The organism is Agrococcus sp. ARC_14 (assembly GCF_022436485.1).
Taxonomy (GTDB): Bacteria; Actinomycetota; Actinomycetes; order Actinomycetales; family Microbacteriaceae; genus Agrococcus.
Window position 1 is genome coordinate 46555 of record NZ_JAKUDO010000002.1, and the last position, 22419, is coordinate 68973.

A 22419-nucleotide genomic window follows, 5' to 3' on the forward strand; every position below is an offset into this window, starting at 1 on the left:
TGCTCATGCTCTCGACGGACCGGCGCTCGCTCCGCTGTAGCATCCGGAACATGAGTGAGCATGTGCCAGCCGGTTGGTACGCCGACCCTTTCGGTCGGCACGAGCATCGTTACTGGGACGGCGCGCAATGGACGGAGCATGTCGGCTCGCAGGGCCGCCAGATGACTGATGCGCCGGTCGTCGCTCCGCCGTTCCCCGTGCAGACCCAGTCAGCACTCGTCGCGCCTTTGCAGATGCCTTCGTCGACTCCAGCAGCGAGCAAGAAGGTGCAGCGCCAACTGCAGAAACTCGGTGTCGGTGACCAGGCACGCGTCGGGGGCGGGACGCTGTTCACCGAGCAAATCTTGGTCGTGAATCAGAAGGCGAAGTTCTTCGAGAGGAAGGCTGAATACACGGTCTTCAACCAGCACGGGCACAAGGTGGGCGGTGTGCGCGAATACGGACACAGCATGTCGCGCGTGGTGATGAGCCGGGAGAATTCCACCAAGCGCTTCCAGATCGTCGATGGTGAAGGCCGCCCAGTCCTGACGCTGACCCGACCGGCGGCGGTGTTGAAGTCGAAAGTTGTCGTCATGCGCGAGGGCGGCACGCCCGTCGGGCAGATTGTGCAAGAGAACTTCGGCGTCATGGCCCCGGTGCTGGGCGGCCGGTTCAACATACGTTTCAGGATGGAGGCAGACGGCGAAACGCTCGGCACGATCAACGCTGAGAGTTGGCGCGCCTGGGACTTCAGTGTTCAGGATCCCAGCGGCAACGAGATGGGCCGGATCACAAAAACCTGGGCGGGACTCGGCAAAGAGAACTTCACCAAGGCTGACAACTACGTCCTCGAGATGCACCGGCAGCTCGAAGACCCACTCCTCTCACTCGTGGTGTCCGCGGCACTCGTCGTCGACACGGTGCTGAAGCAAGGCAGCGGCGAACAGCGGTCCCGCCGACGCACTTTCAGCACTTAATGCGTGCTCCGCCTCGTCGCCCACGGCTATGAACCGCCCGATGTCGGCCGGCTGTCGAGGGGGCACACTGCCGGTCCAAAGCTGTAGGGGAGGAGCCTCATCGCGACTCAGCTGATCTTCCTTCACTTCTGGTCGGTGCGGCGCTAATACGAGTCAGGGGGTCGCACTATCGTCGTGATCATGAAGGCCGACGATGCCAACCTGCTTGATCTGCTCAAAGTGATCAGCCAGTTCGAGGTTCCAATCTTTCAACGCGCGTACGCATGGGGCGACGCCGAATGCGATCAACTGTGGCGCGACATCATTCGCGCTGGGCAGAACAGTGAACTCGGGGCACACTTCACGGGTTCGGTCGTCTACGTCGAGAAGTCCGCCGGGACCAAGACCAACCAGGCCCCCAACCTCATCATCGACGGCCAGCAGCGCGTCACGACGCTGACGCTGATCCTCGCAGCGCTCGCCGACCACCTCGAACTGGCACCGGAGAGTCAGCAGGAGCCCGTCGAGGGTTTCTCCCCCGCCGAGATTCGAGACTCCTACCTTCGGAACCGATTCAAGAACGACGAACGCCGCTACAAGTTGCTGCTCTCCGCGGGCGATCGGGAGGCTCTCAAGTCAATCGTTGATGGCAGGGAGCGTCCTTCGGGCATCACGAGCCGGGTGCTGGAGAACTACGACCGCATACGCTCGAAGGTCAGCGATCCGAAGACCGACCTTGCCGTCGTTTGCCGTGGCCTCGCGAAGTTGCAGGTCGTCGACGTCAGCCTGGAACTCGGCACCGACCACCCCCAACTCGTCTTCGAAGCTATGAATTCAACCGGCAAGAAGCTGTCGCAGGCCGACCTCATCAGGAATTTCGTGCTGATGGACCTACCGATGGCCGAGCAGGAGCGGCTGTGGCGAGGACTTTGGCGGCCGATGGAACTCGACTTCGCCGCGGCAGAGTGGCGCTTCGATCAGTTCATTCGCGACTACCTCACCCTCGTGACGGGCACCATTCCGAGGCAGGATGACCTCTACGAGGCTTTCAAAGACCACGCGGCCAAGCGCCGCACCCATGACGACTCGATCGAGCCCCTGGTGGTCGATCTCCGCGAACACTCACGGCGATACGCCGCCTTCGTGCTGAGCAAGGAGGTCGATCCTGCGCTCAAGCGTGCCTTCGACGACCTGGCCCAGATCCGCGCCGATGTCGTCTATCCATTCCTCCTCGAGGTGTACACCGACTACGACCTTGGCGCTGTCGCCCGCGACGAGTTCGTCGTGATTGTAGACATGGTCACGTCCTATGTTTTCCGCCGAGCCGTCGTCGGACATGCAACGAATTCGCTCAACAGAACGTTCCAGATGTTCGGTCGTTCGCTACGCAAGGATCGCTACCTCGAGAGCGTCAAGGCGCACTTCCTTCGCATGCAGGGCTACCGGGCTTTTCCGACCGATGCGGAGTTTCAGGAGAAGCTCGTGACCTTCGACGCCTATCATTTCAAGCGTCGATCCTACCTGCTGCGTAAACTAGAGAATCAGGGAAGGAAAGAGCCGGTACCGACCGAGGAGTACACGATCGAGCACATCCTTCCGCAGAACGAGTCCCTGAGGCCGGAGTGGTGCGAGGCGCTCGGCCAAGACTGGAGAGCTGTGCAGGAGAAGTACTTGCACACACTCGGGAACCTGACGCTGACTGGCTACAACTCCGAGTACTCGGATCGGCCGTTCGTTGAGAAGCGGGACATGCAGGGAGGGTTTCGGCAGAGCCCGCTACGCCTCAACCAGGGCATCGGCCAGCTCGAGGTATGGGACGCTGAGGCTATCGAGGAGAGAGCGGCGAGGTTGGCCGGCCGGGCGCGCGAAATCTGGCGCCGTCCCGAGCTGGATCCGGCTGTGCTTGAGCACTACGAGGAGAGCCGTTCGAGCACGGGTTACGCGATCGAGGATCACCCAAACCTGCTGCGTCCCGAGCGACGGGCGCAGTTCGACCGTCTTGCTGAGCAAGTGCTGGCGCTCGATCCTTCGATCTCGATCGACTTCCTTAAAGTGCGTATCGTGTTCCGCTCTGAGGAGACGTTCCTCGAGGTCATCCCGCAGGCGGCGCGCCTGCTGCTCGTGCTCAACCTCCCGACATCCGAACTCCGAGATGAGCGAGGGGTCGCGCGTGACGTGAGCGCGATTGGCCACTGGGGCGTAGGGGAAACGCAAATTGCATTTGATGCCGACATTGAGTTCGACTACGTCATGAGCGTGGTCCGACAGGCTTTCGAATATCAGATGGGTGGCGATTGAACTCTGACCAGACTGGGTATTCCGATGGGTGACTCCGAGTCATACTTCGCGGCAAACGGCCGAGAGGTCCGTGACGCGGTTCGTGGCGCGTTCGCTGACTCGACGCACGTCGACGCACTTTCGCAGAGCTTCTCGCTATTCGCCTGGGACGCGCTGAAGGACCAGCTCGAGCACTCGACTGTGCGCTTGCTGTTGTGGCGCGACTGGCAGCATGCCCACCTGAATGGCGGGCACTCCGAGAACCTCCAGCGCGCGCGCCTCGACCAGCACCGCATCGCTCGCGAGTGCACTACATGGTCGACCGATCACCTGAGTGCGAAGGAGGTCACGCGCACCATTCGCGAAACGTGGCTCAGCATGCGCGGTTCGGCTTCGGTCGTCGTGGAAGGCGCAGGATTCGAGTCTGAGGCTCTCGGGCTGGTCGCCAGCCACGACGCCATGCTGTTCACGTCCGTCGAACGGTCGACCGAGCGTGTCGCGCGTGCTGAGGCGATCATGGACAAGATCTGGCACAGCACGGATGCGACACGTCTGGTTGACGAGGAGTTCCGGGCAGCACTGCGCGTGCTGAGCCAGGACAACACACCCGAGTCCGCCTACCTCCGCATCCTCACAGCTCTGTTCGAGGACTTCGTCGACGCGGGGACGGATGCCTTCGGGGCTCAACAGCAAATGGGCTTCTTCGATTCGGAGGTATGGAAGAAGCTCTACTCATTCCAGCGCGACGGCGTGCTCGGCGTCATTGAGAAGCTCGAGCGCCACAACGGCTGCATCCTCGCCGACAGTGTTGGCCTCGGGAAGACTTTTGAGGCGCTCGCGGTCATCAAGTTCTACGAGCTGCGCAACGACCGCGTGCTCGTGCTCGCGCCGAAGCGGCTCCGCGAGAACTGGACGCTGTACCGAGCCAACGATGGGCGCAACCCGCTTGCCGGTGACCGCCTCCGTTACGACGTGCTCAACCACACCGACCTCACACGGTCATCCGGGATCTCCGGCGACATCGATCTGGCGCACCTCAATTGGGGCAACTACGACCTGGTTGTGATTGACGAGTCCCACAACTTCCGCAACACTTCACCGTCCAAGAGCCGGGTCACGCGATATCAGCGACTGATGGATGAAGTGCTCAGATCGGGTGTGAAGACGAAGGTGCTGATGCTCTCGGCGACGCCGGTTAACACACGGCTCGCCGACCTGAAGAATCAGGTGCTGTTCGCCACTGAAGGCGATGACCGGGCGCTCTCCGGTGAAGGGATCGCCTCGATCGAGTCCACGTTGCGTCAGGCGCAGATGAGGTTCCGCGCCTGGCAGGAGGCACCCGAGTCGCAACGCAGCGCGAAATCACTGGTGAGTCATCTCGGCTTCGACTACGTGCGCCTGCTCGACCTGATGACGATCGCGCGATCACGCAAGCACATCGAGAAGTACTACAGCTCCCGCGATGTGGGGAGCTTCCCTGTTCGTCGCCCGCCCATCAACATCAAGTCCGCGGTCGATGCGGACGACGCGCTGATGCCGTTGGCAGAGGTCAACCGGCATATCCTCGGGATGAACTTGGCGGCGTACAAGCCCATGAGCTACGTCTTCTCGGGGATGCTCGGTAGGTACGAGCAGCTCTACGACTACAAGTGGGGAACGGGGAGCAAGTACTTCGCCCAGACCGACCGCGAAAACAACATCGTGCACCTCATGCGGGTCAACCTGCTGAAGCGCCTCGAGTCGTCAACGCACTCGATCACTATGACGCTGCGCAAGCTGCTGAGCACGGTCCGGGCCGTGCTCGACGCGATCGAGGCTTTCGAGCGCGACCCCGGACGATCACTCTCTTTGAGCGAGATCGAAGGAGAGGACTGGAGCGACCTCGACTTCGAAGATCCGATGTTCGAGGACGCGGTGATCGGCACTCGCGTGAAGATCCTGCTGTCGGACATCGATCGGCGTCGCTGGAGGCAAGACCTCCACGACGACCTGGAAACGCTGCAGTTGCTGCAGGAGGAGTTCGCGCAAATCACGCCGTCACGCGACCTGAAACTCCAGCGGCTCAGGGGCTACGTGCGCGAGAAAGTCACGGCGCCGTTCAACGACGGCAACCGCAAAGTGTTGATCTTCACCGCGTTCTCCGACACTGCCGAGTACCTCTATGCGCAACTGCGCGAGTGGGCGCGTGACGAGCTCGGAATCCACGTCGGCCTGATCACCGGATCGTCCACGAGGTCGACGCTGCCCTTGGCGCGTACCGATATGCACTCGGTGCTGCAGCGTTTCTCGCCATTGTCGAAGGGTGGCGACGAGCACGGCGAATCGATCGACCTTCTGATCGGCACGGATGCGATCTCGGAGGGGCAGAACCTGCAGGACTGCGACACCGTGGTCAACTACGACATCCACTGGAACCCCGTGCGCATCGTCCAGCGGTTCGGACGAGTGGACCGCATCGGCACCCGCAGCACCAGCGTGCAACTTGTCAACTTTTGGCCCGACATCGATCTCGAGACGTATATCAACCTCGAGAAGCGCGTCTCGGGACGAATGGCACTGCTCGATGTCTCCGCGACCGGTGAGGAGAATCTGCTCACCCAGAACGAGCAGAAGGCCATGAACGACCTCGACTATCGCCGCATGCAGCTCGAGCAGATGCAGACGACCGCGCCCTCGATGGAAGACCTGGCTGGCGGCCTCTCGATCACCGACCTCACGCTCTCCGACTTCCGCATGGATATTGCATCACACGATCACGCTGATCTCGAAACGGTCCAGTCGTGGCCGCTCGCTCTGTTCGCCGTCGCGCGCTTCCAGCAGAGTCTGGCCACGGATGGGTTGGCGCCCGGTGCCGTGTTCCTGCTGCGAGTCCGGGATGGACAGATCCCGCTCACCCCTTCGTACCCACTTGCTCCGCACCTCCTGCTATACGTCACCGACGACGGATCCCTCGCCCATCCGGTTGAAGACCCGAAGTTGGCACTGGATGTGCTGCGGCTGCACGGCACCGAAGGAACCGCCATTGATGTCGAGGCGGTGCGCGAGTTCGCGCGGTCGACGCAGGATGGTCGAGACATGCGCCACTACCGGCGCTTGCTCGCCGCCGCCGTCGCGGCCGCATCCCGCCGCGGCTCCGAGAACCGGGTGGCCTCCCTGTTCTCCGCCGGCGCGACGCAATTGGGCGCAGGCGACGACGCCCCTGGCCTCGACGTCGTCGACCTCGTCGCGTGGATGGCGCTCGTGCCGTGACGTTCGATGTCGTTGAACTCCTCGGTATTCCGGAGAGTGCCGTCGTCGGCGAGCGACTGACGAAGAAGATGCTCCAGGAGTTGATCGTGGAGACGACTGCCGACTCGCGCCTGATCGCCGCGAAGGTCTCGTCCGCGCAGGTCGTCGCTGTCCTGTCGCCGCAGACGACGAGCATGTCTGCGAGCCGCTCCTCGGAGCGCACCGTGCTGGATGTCGCTGTGCTGCATCTCGCGGTCGCCGACACCGCCACAGCGCAGGACCGAGCGAGACTATGTGATCTGCTCATGCGGGCGATGCCGCGACCGCTCGTGCTGCTCACGACCGCAGCGAGCGGTCTCGCTGAACTGAGCGTTGCCGTGACGCGGGCAAGCCAAGTTGACGCCGCCCGCTCGGTGATTGAAGTCGTGCTCACCGTCGACGCTGCGTCCGCCGGCACTTCTGCGCGCTGCTTCGCGCCGCTGGATCGCACAGACCTTTGGAGTTGGTACTCGGATGTCGCTCGGCGGCTCGCCGCCGGAGATGCGAAGCCCAACGGTGCGCTCACCGCCGGCGAGGCGCTTCGCTCTCGACTTGAGCTGCATCGCCTGGCGGCCGAGCTCATCGCGGTGCAGCGTCGCCTGCAGCGCACGAAGCAGATGCAGGAACGTATCGACCTCAATAGAGAGGCAAAGAGGATCCGCGCCAAATGCTCGGATGTCGGCGCCGCCCTCTACGCTCCTGAGTAGCCCTGAATCCCCTCTGAGGAGAACAATGTCCGATCGGTTCGTTCCCGTCGAGTCCCTGAGTGGCCCTGGTGAGGCGGCGTCGAACGCCGACCTCCTGACGGATCTCGTCACGCGCGCCTTCCCCGATGCCGTGGACGAGACCGGCATCGACTTCGAGGTCCTGCAGGCGCTCGCGGGCCACGAGGTCGTGGCCGGCCAGGAGAAGTTCGGGCTGAGCTGGCCTGGCAAGGCAGAATCGCGGCGCCTGGCGCTCCTGCCGCCCGATGGCACGCTGCTTCCGCGCCCAGACGAATCCGTCGATTGGGACGGCACGCAGAACTTGGTGGTCGAAGGTGACAACCTCGCTGTGCTGCGTCTGTTGCGTCGGGCGTATGCAGGCAAGGTTGACGTCATCTACATCGATCCGCCTTACAACACCGCGGGCGATCTTGTGTACGACGACAAGCGCGAGCAGTCGGCAAGCGAGTTCGAAACTGCATCCGGCGACCGCGACGAGGTCGGAAGGCTCGTGCAGGTCTCCGAGACATCGGGCCGCAAGCACTCGAGCTGGTTGAGCATGATGCATCCGCGGCTCTGGGCTGCGCGCGACATGCTTGCCGACGACGGTGTCCTCATCGCAGCGATCGACGACAACGAGCAGGCGAACCTGAAGCTCCTGCTCGACCAGGTCTTCGGGGCTGAGAACTTCATCGCAACGGTCGTGTGGCAGGGCGGACGCAAGAACGACTCCCGCTACATCTCCGTCGGACATGACTACATGCTTATCTACGCCAAGAACGAGCAGACGCTGGCAGCGCAGGGTGTGCGCTGGCGGGAGGAGAAGGAGGGCGTCGACGACGTCATCGCGCAGGGCCGCCGAGTGTGGGAGCAGTTCGGGCCAGATGAGCGTGCGGCCACAAGCGCAATGCGAGCATGGTTCAAGTCGAAGCGAGCGGATGACCCGGTGCAGGCAATGTCTCGCTACACCTACTTTCTTCCCGATGGTGCACTCGCCGGCGATACAGACCTTACTTGGCCGGGAGGGAAAGGTCCCAAGTACGATGTGCTCCATCCGGACACGGGTCTACCTGTCCCCATTCCGGAACGCGGGTGGCTCTATGCGGCTCCCGAGCGAATGCAGCAGGCGATCGACGCGGGTGAGATCATCTTCCGCGACGATCACACAAGGCCGATTCGACTGAAGAAGCGACTGGAAGCCGTCACTGGACAGGTCGTCATGTCCGTGTTTGAACGCCAGCGTACACACGCAGGACGCCGAATGAAGCAGTTGTTCGGCGGAGATTCTCCATTCACTTTCCCCAAGGACGTCGACGTCCTTACCCGGTGGATCGGGCTCGTCTCGGGGGAAAAACCTGACGCGCTCGTGCTTGACTTCTTCGCCGGCTCGGGGTCGACTGGTCACGCCGTCCTGGAGTTGAATGCATCGGATGGTGGTCGGCGACGCTACGTCCTCGTTCAAGTCGACGAGAACATCGATCGCGACGACTACGAGTCCATCGCCGACGTCACTCGCGAGCGGCTTCGGCGCGCGGGCCGGCAGATCGCGGACGAGCGAGGATCGGCGAGCGGGCCCATCGACCTCGGCTTCCGGTCGTACCGGCTGGCGGCATCAAACATTCAGAGTTGGGGAGGCGAGGTCGACGGGGATGTTGGTCAGACGCTGCTCGACGCAGTAGACAACCTCGTCGAAGGCCGTACGACCGACGACCTGCTTGTCGAGATGATGCTGCGCCTGGGGGTGGAGCTCACGGTCCCAGTGGAGCAGCGTGAGGTCGCCGGATCGACGCTGTACAGCGTCGGCGGCGGCACGCTCTTCGCGCACTTCGGCACAGACATCACCGTGCAACGCGCGAAGGAGATTGCTCGCGCGATCCAGGCTTGGCGGGACGAAGACGCACCCGAGTCCGACGTCTCCGTGGTGGTGCGTGACACCGGTTTCGCCGACAGCTCCGCCAAGCTCAACCTTGCGGCCGCGCTCAACCAGGTTGGCATCACGACGCTGCGATCCGTCTGATGGCCACGACGTGGAAGTTCGAGGAGAACCTCGACTACCAGCGGCAGGCGATCGACGCGGTCACAGGACTGTTCGCGGGCCAAGAGGCGCTGGCATCCCAGTTCACAGTGCTCGCCCGACGCTCCGGGCAGATCGATGTCGGCGACGTCTCTGATCTCGGCATCGGCAACCGACGCAAGCTCGACGACGAGACGATCCTCGAGAACCTGCACGCTGTTCAGGCCGCGACCGGTCTGCTGCCAGAGGCGTCGCTGCAGTCGATGAACTTCACGGTCGAGATGGAGACGGGCACGGGCAAGACCTACGTCTACCTGCGCACGATCTACGAACTGCACCAGCTCTACGGGTTCACGAAGTTCGTCATCGTAGTGCCGTCGGTCGCGATCAAGGAAGGCGTGGAGACCTCGATCCGGCAGCTGCGGGATCACTTCGCTGCCCTGTATGGGAACCCCCCGGTCGAGCACTTCCAGTACGACTCGACCAACCTCTCGCGCGTTCGGTCGTTCGCGGTCGCCGACTCGATCCAGATCATGATCGTCACGGTCGCCGCGATCAACAAGGCGACCAACAACATCCGCAAGCCATCTGAAGCGCTCGGCGGGGAGAAGGCGATCGACCTCATCCGTGCCACGCGGCCCTTCCTCATCATCGATGAACCCCAGTCGGTGTACGGCGATGCCGGGTTCGGGAAGAAGAAGGGCGCCGGTCGAACGGCACTCGAGGAGTTCGGTGCGATCGCCTCGGTGCGGTACTCAGCCACGCATCCCAAGAGCGACAAGGCCAACCTCGTCTTCGCGCTCGATTCCATCGCAGCGCATGACAACCAGCTCGTCAAGCAGATCGAGGTCGATGCGCTGGAGACCGAGGCTTCGGGAACTCGGGCATACGTCAAGCTTGACTCCACGAGCCGCAGGAGCGGAGCGATTAGTGCGAAGGTGCGCGTCGACACTGAATCAGGCGGAAGCACTACCCGCACCGTCAAGACCGTCACGGTGGGCGACAACCTCGCCGATGTCACCGGGCTCGAGCGCTACCGCGCCTATGACGTGGAGAACATTCGGTTCGGAGACGACGGCTGGATCCAGCTCACCACTCTCGCGGAGCCACTCGGCGTCGGCGAGGTGTCCGGCGATGACCTCGCTCCGATCGAGCGCACGCGAGAGATGATAGCGCGGACGATCCGACGGCACCTCGACAAGGAGCTCGCCGTTGCCGAGCGTGCTGGGCGCGGGGCAGAGAAGGTCAAGGTCCTCAGCCTGTTCTTCATCGACCACGTCGCTAACTACAGGCGTTACGACTCCGACGGCGTCGAGCAGCCCGGAGACTACGCCCGCATCTTCGAAGATCAATACGCGAAGCTAGTCACAGAGCAGAAGTACCAGGTGCTGCGATCAGGGCTCACACCGGAGGAGACAGCGAGGGCGGCACATCAGGGGTACTTCTCGATCGATCGATCGAAGAAGGTCGGCGACCGGCTCATCGACACGTCGGAGACCACCGAGAAAGGGCGCCAGGCGGCCGGTCTTGCATACGAGCAGATCATGCGCGACAAGGAGGGCCTTACGACGCCCGGAACGCCGATCAGGTTCGTGTTCACTCACTCCGCCCTGCAGGAGGGTTGGGACAATCCAAACGTGTTCCAGATCTGTGTGCTGCGCAATACCGGCACGGAGCGCTGGCGGCGGCAGTCCGTGGGGCGCGGCCTGCGCCTCGCAGTCAACGGCGCGGGTGAGCGCGAACGCGATCGATCGATCAACCGCCTCACCGTGATCGCGCACGAGGACTTCGCGACATTCGCCGAAGGGTTGCAGAAGGAGCTCGCCGAGGAGCTCGGTCTCACGTTCGGCATCGTCACCGCAGCTGGCATCTCAACGATCCAGTACACGGCCGATGTCGATGGAAGGCCGACCGCGACGCCGATCGGTGCGGATGCCGCTGGAGCGCTGGTCGATGCCCTCGAGTCGGATGGGTATGTCGACAGCAAGGGCGTGGTGCAGGACTCACTGCGCGCACTGGTCGCCAACGATCCTGAGCGGCTTCGATCGATCATCGCGGCCGCAGTGCCGGCAGCGGCGGTGCAGGCGGTGGTGCACGCCGTACGCAGGCTCGCGCGCCCGATCGACATTCGGCCAGCACGCACTCATCGCTCGGTGAAGGCGTCGCAGTCACAGTTGCAGTCGCCGCAGTTCGCCGAGCTGTGGAGCCGGATTCGGCACCGCACCGTCTACGAGTTGGACATTAAGCAGGAGCAACTTGAGCAAGAGTTGACTGGAGCGGTGGTCGGGATGCCTCCGGTCCCAACTCGGAAGGCCACGTGGGTCAGCACCATCGTGCGAGTTGGTCATGACGGTGTGTCCGGTTTCGATGGCGAGGCGTCTCGCGCGAAGGTGAACTACGCCGACGCGGAGGATCTGCCCGACATCCTGTCGTTGCTCGCCGATCGCACGCAGCTCACCCGGGCAACGCTCGCGCGAGTGCTCGCCAACTCGGGGCGGCTCGACGGATTCAAGCGCAATCCTCAGAAGTTCATCGACCAAGTGACCTCGGTCCTCCTCGGCGCCATGCAGCAGCTGCTTGTCGCGGGCGTAAAGTACACCCGGATTCCGGCCGATCGGCCCGATGCAGAGCGCTCCTACGCGCAGGAGATCTTCACGGAGCGCGAACTGTCTGGGTACGTCGGCTCGGGTGGGAACATCGTCGCTGACGCTGACGGCGAGCCCCTGCACTTCTCGAAGTCGGTGTACGAGCATGTCGTCACCGATTCCGCAGTTGAGCGAGAGTTCGCCCGGCAGTTGCAGCAGCACGAGTCGGTGCAGCTCTTCGTGAAGTTGCCGGCATCCTTCACCGTGCCGACGCCGCTCGGCTCCTACAATCCTGACTGGGCGGCCGTCGTGGCGGACGGTGAAGCGGAGACGGTCTACTTTGTGGCGGAGACCAAAGGCACCACGGATCTCTCGGCGTTGCGGCCCTCGGAGCAGAGGAAGATCATGGCCGCGCGCGAGCACTTCACGGCAATCCGTGCGAGCGACGCGAGGGTCGACCTGATCTACACCCAGACTCCGGTTGTGACGATCGAGGACCTGTTCGCGCAAGTCCCCAGCGACGGGTGGCGTGCTTGACCAGCCGACGAGCGGTTTCCCGCGCGTGACCAGAGGCCACGTGCGAACTATGTCCGCGCAGACTCGCTTGCCGGAGGTCGCGCCGCTGTCGAACCCCACATGGGGCCCGCAATCTCATCGAACGATAAAGGAAGCGGAATGGAACCTGGCACGTGGGCAGAATGGTGCACAGTCACTTTGGCAGTGATGGCCATCGTCGGAGTGGCTTTGCAAGTCAGGCAGGCGAACCGAGCGCGGAAGCACGAGTTCGAAGACATTTACGTTCAGCGCTATTGGCAGATCATGGACGCCTTGAGTGCCGAAGATCGCATTGCCCTTGTGCGGGGGGAGATGCCTGCATCCGCGCAAGCGCATTCAGAGACGCGCAGTAGGCTGTGGTCATATCTCGAGTTGTGTGAGGACGAAGCGGACCAGCGTGAGGCCGGACTGATCACGACGGTCACCTGGCACCAGTGGCGTCGAGGCATCCATGGAGCCGCGACTAGGCCACCTTATCAATCAATCCTCGACGGGTTCGAGAACGAACTCACCATGCTGCCTGAGAGCGAGCGTCCTTTTATGCAACTTCGAAGAGCAGCTACCGACGCCGACGCGGCACAATACGATCCCAGGAAGAAGAAGCCGATTCGCGATTGGTTCACCGGCTGATATTGGATGGGTGCGGAGGTCGCCAGACTCGAGCCGCATCCGCCCGAGCCTAGGGACACGTTACTGACGAACCTCGACCCGTGCGGACATTTGCCTCATCCAACGCAGCCTTGCGGGTATGCAACGGCGGGACGCCTGGGCGACGCTAGTCGATGGTGATCCTCCGGAACAGTGCAGCGGGCTTGCCGACACTTCCGCGGCGCTCGATGCCGACCGCTGAGAGGCGGGGGAGCATTCGTCGTCGGAAGGTGTCCGGCTGTGATAGCTCACCCGCCACGGCAGCATGAAGTTCGCGCAGTTGTCCGATCTTGAACGGTTGCGTGAGGAGGCCCGCGGGGTCCGGGTGCTCGGAATAGTCGGCGCGCAGCCGCATGGCCGCGAGCTTCACGATGTCGTCGTGATCGAAGTCCAGGCCCGCGGCGTCACCGACGGGTATGAGCGGGAGGGAACCGACTGCGTCCGCTCGCACCGTAGCGAGGTTCGCCACCGTGATCACCCAGCCTCGCGTATCGCGCCCCGGCGCATCGAACACGTGCAGCTGCACCGGCTCGACCCCCTCGATACCCGCCTTCTCGCGCAGGGAGCGACGTACCGCATCCGCCAGCGTCTCTCCCTCATGGAGGAAGGTGCCAGGCAGGCGGCGCTTGGGGGAGCGCCCGTCGGTAAGCAGGCCGACGCAGAGCTGGCCGTGGGCGACGGTGAGCACCGCGGTGTCGACCGCGACCGAGGGGCGCGGGTAGTCGGTGAGCTGCTTGCCCTTGCGATCGGCCATGCATGCATTCAAGCAGATTCGCGCTAATGTCGGTGGCATCGAGTTAGATCACGAGTGAGCAAACCCGCTCGTCGAAAGGAGGCCACCATGGCCCTCAACTCCGCCCAGCAGGATCGCGCACTCGGCACGATCCTTGCCTCCGCCGCTGGTGACGCGCTCGGCGCGCCCTACGAGTTCAAGGCGGCCGTGCTGCCGCCCACGCCCATCATCACCAAGGCCGGCGGCGGGTGGGAGCTCGGCGAGTGGACCGACGACACCGCTATGGCGATGCCCTTACTGCGGGCCCTCGCCGAGGGACGCTCGCTCGACAACGAGGCGACGCTCGACCAGATTGTCAAGACTTGGGTCGACTGGACCTACGAGGCGAAGGATGTCGGCACGCAGACCCGCCGCGTGCTCCAGCACCTGCCGCGGTGGAACGCCGAGAACGCCGAGGGAGCGCGCCTGACCACCGAGCGCCTGCATGCGTCGACTGGCCGCACCGCTGGCAACGGCTCGCTCATGCGCACCGGACCCGTCGCGCTCGGGTACCTCGGCGACCACGCTCGCGCAGTGCGTGCGGCACGTGCCATCTCGGAACTCACGCACTACGACGACGACGCCGGCGACGCATCCGTCATCTGGACGGTCGCGATCGCCCACGCGATCGAGACCGGCGAGCTCGAGCTCGAGCGCGGCATCACGCACTTGCCCGCCGAGCGGCAGCAGCGCTGGCGCGACCTCGCATCCGAAGCCGAGGGGCGGATGCCGTGGGAGCTGACCGCGAACAACGGCTGGGTCGTCGGCGCGTTCCAAGCGGCTTGGTCGGCGATCACGTACGCGGACACGCTCGCGGCGACGCTCGAGCTTGCGGTGCGCTGCGGAAACGACACCGACACCGTGGCGGCGATCGCGGGCGCGCTCGCGGGCGCCGTCTATGGCGCATCGGCACTGCCATGGTCGCTGCAGCGGCACCTGCACGGCTGGGCCGGCGACGGCGTGGTCGGCGATCGCCGCACGCTGGTCGAGCTCACGACCCTTGCGATCGGCGCCGGGCCCGACGCGAACGGCTGGCCGACCGCGCCGACCTTCCCCTCGAAGTTGGGGCCTACGCTCGTGCAACACCCGCTCGATGAGGGGGTGTGGCTGGGCGATCTCGCCGCGCTGGCTTCGCTGCCCGAGTCGATCGACGGTGTCGTCTCGCTCTGCCGCGTCGGCAACGCACAAGCGCCGGTAGTGCGAGAGAACCATGACGAGGTGCGCCTCATCGACCAGCCAGGCAAGAACCCCCACCTCGACTTCGTGCTCATCGATGCGGCGGACGCCGTCGCGACCATGCGCGCTGAGGGCCGCGAGGTGCTGCTGCACTGCCTCGAGTCGCGGTCGCGGACCGCGGCGGTGGCTGCGCTGTATGCGGTGCGGCACCTGCATGCTGATGTCGAGGACGCGCTCGAGGCGCTGGCGGCGAAGATGGTGCGGTACGAGCCGGAGCCTTTCCTGCTTAACGCGGTGCGAAAGCTGGCTGCCGAGGCGGCAGGATCAGTTGCGTCTTCAGAATCTGTGGCGGCCGTCCGGCTCCACGCGGGTCACGTGGAGGACTCCGATGAGTAACAGTGGACAGACGAAGGCCTGGCAGCGGGCGAACGCCCTCTCCTGGTGGATGGCGGCGACGCTCGCACGACGCAATTCGCGGCTCATCGTGTGGAACCACTTTCCGCTCGACGGGTTCTACGACTGCCTCGGCGTGCGCGACGGAGAGCTGAGCGACTTCGAGGTGAGGGTCGATCTCAATCGCAACGGCGGCAGCGTGCATGTGCACAGCGAGCAGCCCTGGCAGCCCGTGGCGTTGCACACGCTGTTGACCGCGGATGAGCCCTTCGATGTCATCAAGCTCGTCGAGAAGGTGACTGCTTGGCCCATGGGCCGGCGCGCGACGACGCCACGTTCGCTGACGTACCGCGTGATCGCGCAGGTGTTGCAGTCGCAGGTCGATGACCGCCACCGGTGGGATGCGCGACTCGTCGTCCCCCGGGAGATGTGGGGGTATAACGCGAGTTACCCCGAGCCCAATGTGCTTGACGGATTCGCCGAAGGGCGGGAGATGCTGGCGACGTTGTCGCCGGGCCGCACCAAGTTCCACCCGTGGGAGAACCTCTGGGTGATCTTCCGCGACGAGCAGCCGGTCGCAGTGCTCGACACAGATGGGCGCATCGTCATCGGCAATCGACCGATCGCGTCGATGATGCCGATCTACCTCCAGAACGGGCGTCGCATTGCTCCGGTGATCGCACAGACCCTTGCAGCAGTGCTGCCGTAGTCACACATGTCAGCGATCGCGTCGCGCGCTCGTGGCGTCGCGCGAATCGCCAAGAGGGCTGCCAGTTGCGAGGGCCAGTGCATGGGCGACTACTGGGTGACTGTGGTCTGAGCCTCCTCGTTCCCGCTCACCAGTCGCAGGAACGCGCTCAGTTGCGCGACGCCGTCTGGCGTCGGCGGGAGATGCTCGCGCAGGCCGGGGGAGTGCACGAGGTAGGCGAGCCACTGACCGCGGGAGATCGCGACGTTGAGGCGGTTGATCGACAGGAGGAAGTCGATGCCGCGCGGCACTTCGGCGGCGCTCGACGCGCTCATCGAGACGATCACCACCGCGGCCTCCCGCCCCTGGAAGCGATCGACCGTGCCGACCGACGCGTCGCCGAAACCGGCGGCCTGCAGCCGGTCTTGCAGCAGGCCCACCTGCGCGTTGTAGGGGGCGACGACGATCACGTCAGCGGCAGTGAGCGTGCGCCGCTCCTTGCCGTCGTGCCACTCGCGGCCAACGACCTCGCGGAAGATGCGCTCGACCTCCGCCGCCTCCTCGGGTGACGACGTCGTGCGGCCGACATGCTCGACGGGCACCGGGACGAGGCCGGGTGCGATGCCTGGCATCGCGCGCTCCGAGTCGTGGGCGCCGAGCCGGCCGTCGTACGCCAGGTCGGACACGGCCTCGCAGAGCCGTGGGTGCATCCGCCACGACGTGCCGAGGAAGTAGCCGAACTCCGGCGGCACCACTGCAGCCCCGTCGCACAGCCACCCGAGTGCCGAGTCGTCGACGGGCGCCGGATGCGTGCCCTGGCTCACCTGCGGTAGCTGCTGCGGGTCGCCGATGAGGAGCAGTTGGCGCGCAGCCTGGCCCGCCGCGATCGTGTTCGCGAGCGAGAACTGGCCCGCCTCGTCGATGACGAGCAGGTCGAGGGGCCGCCGACTCTTGTTCGCGAGCCCGGCGAAGGTCCACGCAGTGCCGCCCATGACGCCCGCGTCGTCGCCGAGGTCGCGCTCCGGGTCAGACGAGACGGTCCAGCCGTGCACCCCCGTATCGCCGGTCTTGCGCGACTTCAGTACGCGTTCGGCCGGCACGCCTGCCTCGATCACGCCCTCGAGCATGTGCTCGACCGTCGCGTGCGACTGGGCGACGACGCCGATGCGCCAGCCGCGGTCGATGAGCGAGGCGATCACGCGCGCCCCGCTGTAGGTCTTGCCGGTGCCGGGTGGGCCCTGCACAGCGACGAACGGCGCATCGAGCTCGGCGAGCGAGCGCGCCACCGCGTCGATCGTCGCCGTCTCGCCATCGCTCACCTCGGCGAGCGCGCTCGGCACCCGCCGCCGCAACACGTCGAGCGCGGCCTCGTCGGGCAGGGAAGCCACCAGCGGGCCACCCTGCGCCGCCGCCGTCGCGACCCTCTCTGCCCAAGCCTCGATCGACTCGCTGAGCGGGCGGGAGTTCGGCGGCTGCGCCGGAGCCATCGCGATCGGCAGTTCACTCCACTGCTCCGGCACATCGCCCTGCCGCTCCGCGAGTTCGAAGACATCACCGTCGGCCGACAGCACCGTGCGGTTGTGGGCACGCAGGACGGTGATCGCATCGGGGTCGATCGCCGTCGGCTGCTCGTAGGCCGCGTACATTCCGCTCGCCTCACTGCCGAGGCGCGAACCAGGCGCGAGAGTGCCGCGGAACCGGATGCGCCGAACCACACTGCGCTTCTCGGGTCGCCACGGGCTCACATAGAGAACTTCGTCGACAGTGACGACCTCGCGCTCATCTCGCCATTCCTCGATCGCGCCATCGAGCCGCGAGAAGTGTTCCCACCAGAACGTCTTGCGCTCGCGGGTGTGGAAGCCGACCGCAGCGGAGGCGAGCCACAGCGCCGTTTGATCGGCGTCGCGATGCGCTGGATCGTCGCCCGCCCGCGCAAGCAGCCGCTCGACGAGCCGCTCCCGCGCCTCGATGATCTCTGACTGCTCGGGTGAGAGCTCCTTGGGTGGTGAGGCGGGCATCCGCTCGTCCTCGTGGTCGGCGACGAGACCGCGCAGCCAGTCGCGCAGCCGGTGGGTCGACTCGACGTCGTAGGCGTTGTACTCCTCAATCTGGGCGAAGAGGCGATCCGCCTCGTCGTGCTCGCCCGCGTCGCGCAGCTCCGTCGCCTCCTGGAACCAGACGATCGAGTCGCCCGCGTTCGTCACCTCGCCGGCGCGCTCGGCCGGCATGTAAAGCGGCTCGAGCTTCTTGAGCGAATAGCTGGGGCTGCCGATCACGAGCGCCCGCTTCACCACCGGGTAAAGGTCGACCAGCACGCCCGCGCGCAGCAGGTCGTCGATCTGATCCTCCCCGACGCCGTGGCGGGCGGCGATGCTCAGCAGGTGCGTGCGCTCGTAGGAGGCGTAGTGATAGATGTGCAGGTCGGGGTGGCGCTCTCGGCGCTCGGCGACATAGGCGAGGAAGTCGATGAGTGCCCGCTTCTCTTCGGCGAGCGAATGCGCCCAGAAGCCGGTGAACTGCCCTGCCGTGTCGCGCACACCGAACAGGTAGTCGATGCCCCAGAACGAGCCGTCCTGCCAGAGCGGGTCGCCCTCGAAGTCGAAGAAGAGGTCGCCGGCGCTCGGCTCTGGGAGCGCTCGGATCGGACCCTCCTCGACGAGCGAGAAGGTGACTTCCCCCTCCGTCTGGCTCTGCAGTTGCGCCTTTGCCTGGCGCTGCAGTATCGCGAAGGTCGCCGCGGCCATACCGTCGGGCTTGGCGAAGTCGGAGGCGGATGCGAGCTCGGCCACCGTGCGGATGCCGACGGTGCGTAGGCGTTCGCGCTGGTCTCTGCGCAACCCGGCGATGCGGAAGACGTCGTCGTGCAGCTCGATCTGCTGCTCGCAGGCGGGGCACGCGCCGCAGGCGAGGATGCCGGGTGTGGACCAGGGGAGTACGGCGCCTGCCTCGAGTCGCTCGTCGACGAGGTGCTCGAGCCGCGCGCGGCGCTCGAGCAGCACCGGTTCGATGTCGCGCAGGCGGTGGGCGCTGACCGTGCCGTCGCCGAGCAGCAGGCGCACCTCGTCGGAGACCGGCGCGCCGAGCTCGCGGAGCGCACCGCCGTAGGCAGCGAGCTGCAGCAGCGCGGTCACCTTGGGGCTGCGGGCGAGCTTCGCGTCGGAGACGACATAGTGGCCGTCGTCGTCGAGCTCGATGAAGTCGGCGTAGCCGAAGAAGCGACCGCCGCCGAACGCTGCCTGGAAGATGACGGGAGCGCGGCGTTCGACCGCCTCGCGGGTCGCGGCGATGGCTGCATCGCGCCCGGCAGCGCCCAGATCCTTCTCGATCTCGACGACCGGACCTTTCCCGCGCAGCTGTTCGAGGATGCGCTCCTCGTGCACGTCGCCGAGCTTCGCGGTGCGCGCGAGCATCGCATCCTCATCGGACGGCGGTGCGTCGCGGCGCCCGAGCTTCGCGTCGAGGCCAGTGAGCACCTGCCACTCGCAACTGCTGGCGCGCGTCAGGTCGCTCGCGGTGAGCAGCACTTCGCCGGTGGTGTCATCCAGGATCATGATGCGCTCCAGTCTTGGGTTCGAGATGCGATCGTCAGCGGAGCGACATCTGCGACAGGCCCTCTGGCAATTCGCCCGCCAGCCATGCCCACATGATCGTCGCAGCATCATCGGCGGTGAACGCCTCTGCGGGATCGAGCACGTCCTGCGGCATCGTCCGTTCGCCACGCCGCACGCGGCTCACCCAGCCGTCGGCGGTGCCGTCGTGCACTTCGACGATCCACGCGTCACCGACCCGCAGGGTCTGGGCGAAGGGGAATCGCTCGCCGACCGCGCACTTCAGCACGCCGAAACGGTTGTCGTCGAGGCGAGCGACGCGAGCTTTGAGGTCATCCCGCGTCTCAACCTCCTCGACCTCGCCGCCCTGTGGGCTCCAGACGTTGGCGCCGAAATACTCGGGCATGCCCAGGACCAGATCGACGACGTCGAAATCGGGATCTCCAAGCCATGCCGCGGGGTCTGCAATGCGAAATTCCGGCAACGTGGTCGGTTGCTCTGCAGGCTGGTCGCTCTCGTGCATGGCTTCATCTTCGTCGTGGCCACTGACGGGTGGGCACCGTGGTGACGCATTGGCGGCAGATGTCACTGTGATCGGTCAGAATCAAGCCATGAGCGACGACGACCTGGCATTGGCGATCATCGAGAGCGACGACGGCATCATGCTGCTCGGCGACGAGCTGGCCCTGCAATCCTTTGAGGCAAAGACAGGCGTCAATGCGAAGAAGCTGACGCAGCAGTCGCTCGCGCTCGCGGGCAAAGCACTCGGCGTCATGGGCGCAGTGCAGGCCAATAGCGGGCGCTGGGTCAAGCTGACCAAGGAGTCTGCAGAGTTCGTCAAGAAGCACGGCGAGGCGCTCAGCAAGGCTGACAATCTCATGACCGGGGTGGTGCGAGGTGAGGGCGGGAAGATTCTCAAGCACCTGAAGTTCGAGCACGCAGCGCTGCTCACCCCTGCCGCACCCATGGCGCTCGCGACGATGATGACGCAGGCGTCGCTCGAGGCGTCGCTCGACGACATCCAGGAGTACCTCGAAGTCATTGACGCGAAGCTCGATCGCCTGCTCAAGCAGCGCAAGATCGAAGCACTCGGTCAGATCGGCGGCGTAACGTTCGCGATCGACGAGGCGAAGAGCATCTACGACGCAACGGGCCGGGTCTCGGCTATCACCTGGTCGAAGGTGCAGGCGAACTCGCTCGCTCTGCAGACCATGCAGGCGGAGGCGGTGGCACAGCTCGGCGCGCTCGCGGAGCTCGTCAAGGAGCGCGGGACCGACACTGACAAATCTGCTGCCGTACTCGAGGAGGTCCGCGAGGATGTCTCGTTCTGGCTCGGCGTGCTGGCACGGACTATGGCGCTGCAGGACCGGCAGTACGTGCTTGAGCTTGCGCGCGTGATCGACTCTGAACCGGACCAACTCGACCAGCACAGGCATGGCATCAGAGCCGCTCGGCTCGCCCGGACCAACCGCATCGCACGCACCCTTGACGCGATCAATGCATCCGTTCATGATGCTGCGACACTGACGAATCGCGACCGGGTAGCCAACCCCTTCAGTTCGCGACGGGTCACCGATCGTGCCAACGGCGTCAACAACGAGGTCGCCGAGTTCGCGCGGCACGCAGACCTCGCGGTCACTCAGGTGGAGCAGGCCGACAACACGCCCTGGGCGCGTGCGGCTCGAGCACTCGTCGGCGAGGCAGCTGACCAAGTAGGGGCGATCGGCGATGGCGTCGCAACGCGCGCGAAGGCCGTCGGCGCGGGCATCCAGGAACAGGGCGACAGCGTCGTGCTGAGCCTCGCGAAGCGCGTGCAAGCGCGGCGAGATGCGCGTCGCGCGGAAGACGCCCCCGCCGCAATCGAGAACCCCGAGCCGCGCGACTGACGCGGTCGGTCGAGCGACCCGGCAGTTCGGCGGAAACGCGGTCAGACCGCGGCGCTGTCGTCGTCGAGGCCTTCGATCATCTCTGCCCACGACGCAGGGAGGCGCAGGCGACACAAGGGGTCACGCGCTACACCCGCACGTTTTGCTCGAGCAGGGCCGCGACTGCCTTGCTCATGTTGACCGCCGAAGCGTAGTGGCGAAGGTTCTGCACGACGGCATTGTTGTACGTTGGCCCGCCATTGCCGATTCGATGGAACACTCGTTGATCAGCTCGGATGTGTCCGAGCGCGACGAGAAGCTCCCAGAGCTCCTGCGTCGTCCTCCCCAGCGGGATGTACAGCGTGTTGGTGTCCAGTCCGAGTGCCGCCTGTTCCTCAGCGAACCCTTCGACGACGTGCTTCCGAATGTCGATCTCTCCAGACAAGATCGCTTTCTTGAGGCCTTGGGTGTCGGGGGTTGGGTAGTCCTTCAGTAGATCAGTCAGGAACGCGCCCTCCAGCGGAGTCCCTTCGATGCCTCTCCGAAGCTTGGCGTCACCGCCGCTGCGCCCGGCGTGAAAGTTCTTGAAACGCTGGATGACTTCGTCGTCGCGAATCATCCCAAAGTTGGCGCCGATCAGCACGACGTCCTTGCGGAGTTGGGGTGTGATTAATGCGGCATCGTCGAAGACGGACATGTCGCCGACTTCCGATCCCCAAACCGCCCAACTCGCAGCTGTCCCGAGGCTCTTGCTCAGTTCGAAGTCTCTACTCGTCACCGCGACGCGGCTCTCGGCAAGATGATCTTGCAGTGTGGGCAGTGGCGTCATGAGAACACGTCTCCCTAGATCATCCCGGTGGGTGCTCTGCACCCGCGCCATTGGTGGCGCTGCCGGAACCCTATCGACGGTTGAATCTGCTGGTCAGCTCGCATCGCCGATGGCAAACTCGCGTGCCCGGAGTCGTTGACGACGACGTCAGCCAGCACCTAGA

General features: G+C 64.9%; 14 protein-coding genes. 10 read left to right on the forward strand and 4 right to left on the reverse strand.

Translation table 11 applies throughout. From position 1 onward, the window contains the following. Positions 1 to 50 precede the first annotated feature (50 nt). The 7 genes from MKD51_RS13485 to MKD51_RS13515 all read left to right on the forward strand — a co-directional run bounded on the left by MKD51_RS13485 (position 51) and on the right by MKD51_RS13515 (position 12967). The gene (locus MKD51_RS13485; protein ID WP_240241002.1) at positions 51 to 956 is read left to right on the forward strand and encodes a phospholipid scramblase-related protein; all 906 of its coding nucleotides are present in this window, start codon (positions 51 to 53) and stop codon (positions 954 to 956) included. A gap of 180 nt (positions 957 to 1136) precedes the next feature. Beyond that, positions 1137 to 3233 carry a DUF262 and DUF1524 domain-containing protein gene (locus tag MKD51_RS13490; RefSeq protein ID WP_240241003.1) on the forward strand — a complete coding sequence of 699 codons (2097 nt, stop codon included), beginning with the start codon at positions 1137 to 1139 and terminating at the stop codon, positions 3231 to 3233. A gap of 24 nt (positions 3234 to 3257) precedes the next feature. Then, a complete protein-coding gene (locus MKD51_RS13495; protein ID WP_240241004.1) occupies positions 3258 to 6461 on the forward strand; it encodes a helicase-related protein in 3204 nt (1067 codons plus the stop codon). Further along, positions 6458 to 7186, forward strand: a complete 729-nt coding sequence (locus MKD51_RS13500; protein ID WP_346986727.1) for a DUF4391 domain-containing protein — start codon at positions 6458 to 6460, stop codon at positions 7184 to 7186. The genes MKD51_RS13495 and MKD51_RS13500 overlap by 4 nt, the downstream gene beginning before the upstream one ends. A 25-nt stretch (positions 7187 to 7211) precedes the next feature. After that, positions 7212 to 9200, forward strand: coding sequence for a site-specific DNA-methyltransferase (locus tag MKD51_RS13505; protein ID WP_240241005.1), 1989 nt, complete (start codon positions 7212 to 7214; stop codon positions 9198 to 9200). A gap of 107 nt (positions 9201 to 9307) precedes the next feature. After that, entirely contained in the window at positions 9308 to 12319 is a 3012-nt protein-coding gene (locus tag MKD51_RS13510) for a DEAD/DEAH box helicase family protein (RefSeq protein ID WP_346986728.1), read from the forward strand. A gap of 183 nt (positions 12320 to 12502) precedes the next feature. Continuing rightward, complete coding sequence (locus tag MKD51_RS13515; protein WP_240241007.1) at positions 12503 to 12967, forward strand: hypothetical protein; 465 nt, start codon at positions 12503 to 12505, stop codon at positions 12965 to 12967. 145 nt (positions 12968 to 13112) lie between these two features. On the opposite strand, the gene MKD51_RS13520 is transcribed toward MKD51_RS13515, so the two are convergent. Further along, a complete protein-coding gene (locus tag MKD51_RS13520) occupies positions 13113 to 13739 on the reverse strand; it encodes an NUDIX domain-containing protein (protein WP_240241008.1) in 627 nt (208 codons plus the stop codon). 87 nt (positions 13740 to 13826) lie between these two features. Between MKD51_RS13520 and MKD51_RS13525 the strand changes: the two genes are divergently transcribed. Continuing rightward, on the forward strand, positions 13827 to 15329 hold the full coding sequence (locus MKD51_RS13525; protein WP_240241009.1) for an ADP-ribosylglycohydrolase family protein: 1503 nt from the start codon (positions 13827 to 13829) through the stop codon (positions 15327 to 15329). A gap of 49 nt (positions 15330 to 15378) precedes the next feature. Further along, on the forward strand, positions 15379 to 16035 hold the full coding sequence (locus tag MKD51_RS13530; RefSeq protein WP_240241010.1) for a hypothetical protein: 657 nt from the start codon (positions 15379 to 15381) through the stop codon (positions 16033 to 16035). Between the two features lie 89 nt (positions 16036 to 16124). On the opposite strand, the gene MKD51_RS13535 is transcribed toward MKD51_RS13530, so the two are convergent. Beyond that, positions 16125 to 19565: a TM0106 family RecB-like putative nuclease gene (locus MKD51_RS13535; RefSeq protein WP_240241011.1), complete on the reverse strand. Its 3441-nt coding sequence runs from the start codon at positions 19563 to 19565 to the stop codon at positions 16125 to 16127. A 34-nt stretch (positions 19566 to 19599) separates the two neighbouring features. Next, positions 19600 to 20085, reverse strand: a complete 486-nt coding sequence (locus MKD51_RS13540) for a hypothetical protein (protein WP_240241012.1) — start codon at positions 20083 to 20085, stop codon at positions 19600 to 19602. A gap of 88 nt (positions 20086 to 20173) precedes the next feature. On the opposite strand from MKD51_RS13540, the gene MKD51_RS13545 reads away from it, so the two are divergent. Beyond that, the gene (locus tag MKD51_RS13545; RefSeq protein ID WP_240241013.1) at positions 20174 to 21448 is read left to right on the forward strand and encodes a hypothetical protein; all 1275 of its coding nucleotides are present in this window, start codon (positions 20174 to 20176) and stop codon (positions 21446 to 21448) included. Positions 21449 to 21575: 127 nt separating this feature from the next. Here MKD51_RS13545 and MKD51_RS13550 read toward each other — a convergent pair whose 3' ends face one another. Then, positions 21576 to 22256, reverse strand: a complete 681-nt coding sequence (locus MKD51_RS13550) for a hypothetical protein (RefSeq protein WP_240241014.1) — start codon at positions 22254 to 22256, stop codon at positions 21576 to 21578. Positions 22257 to 22419 lie beyond the last annotated feature (163 nt).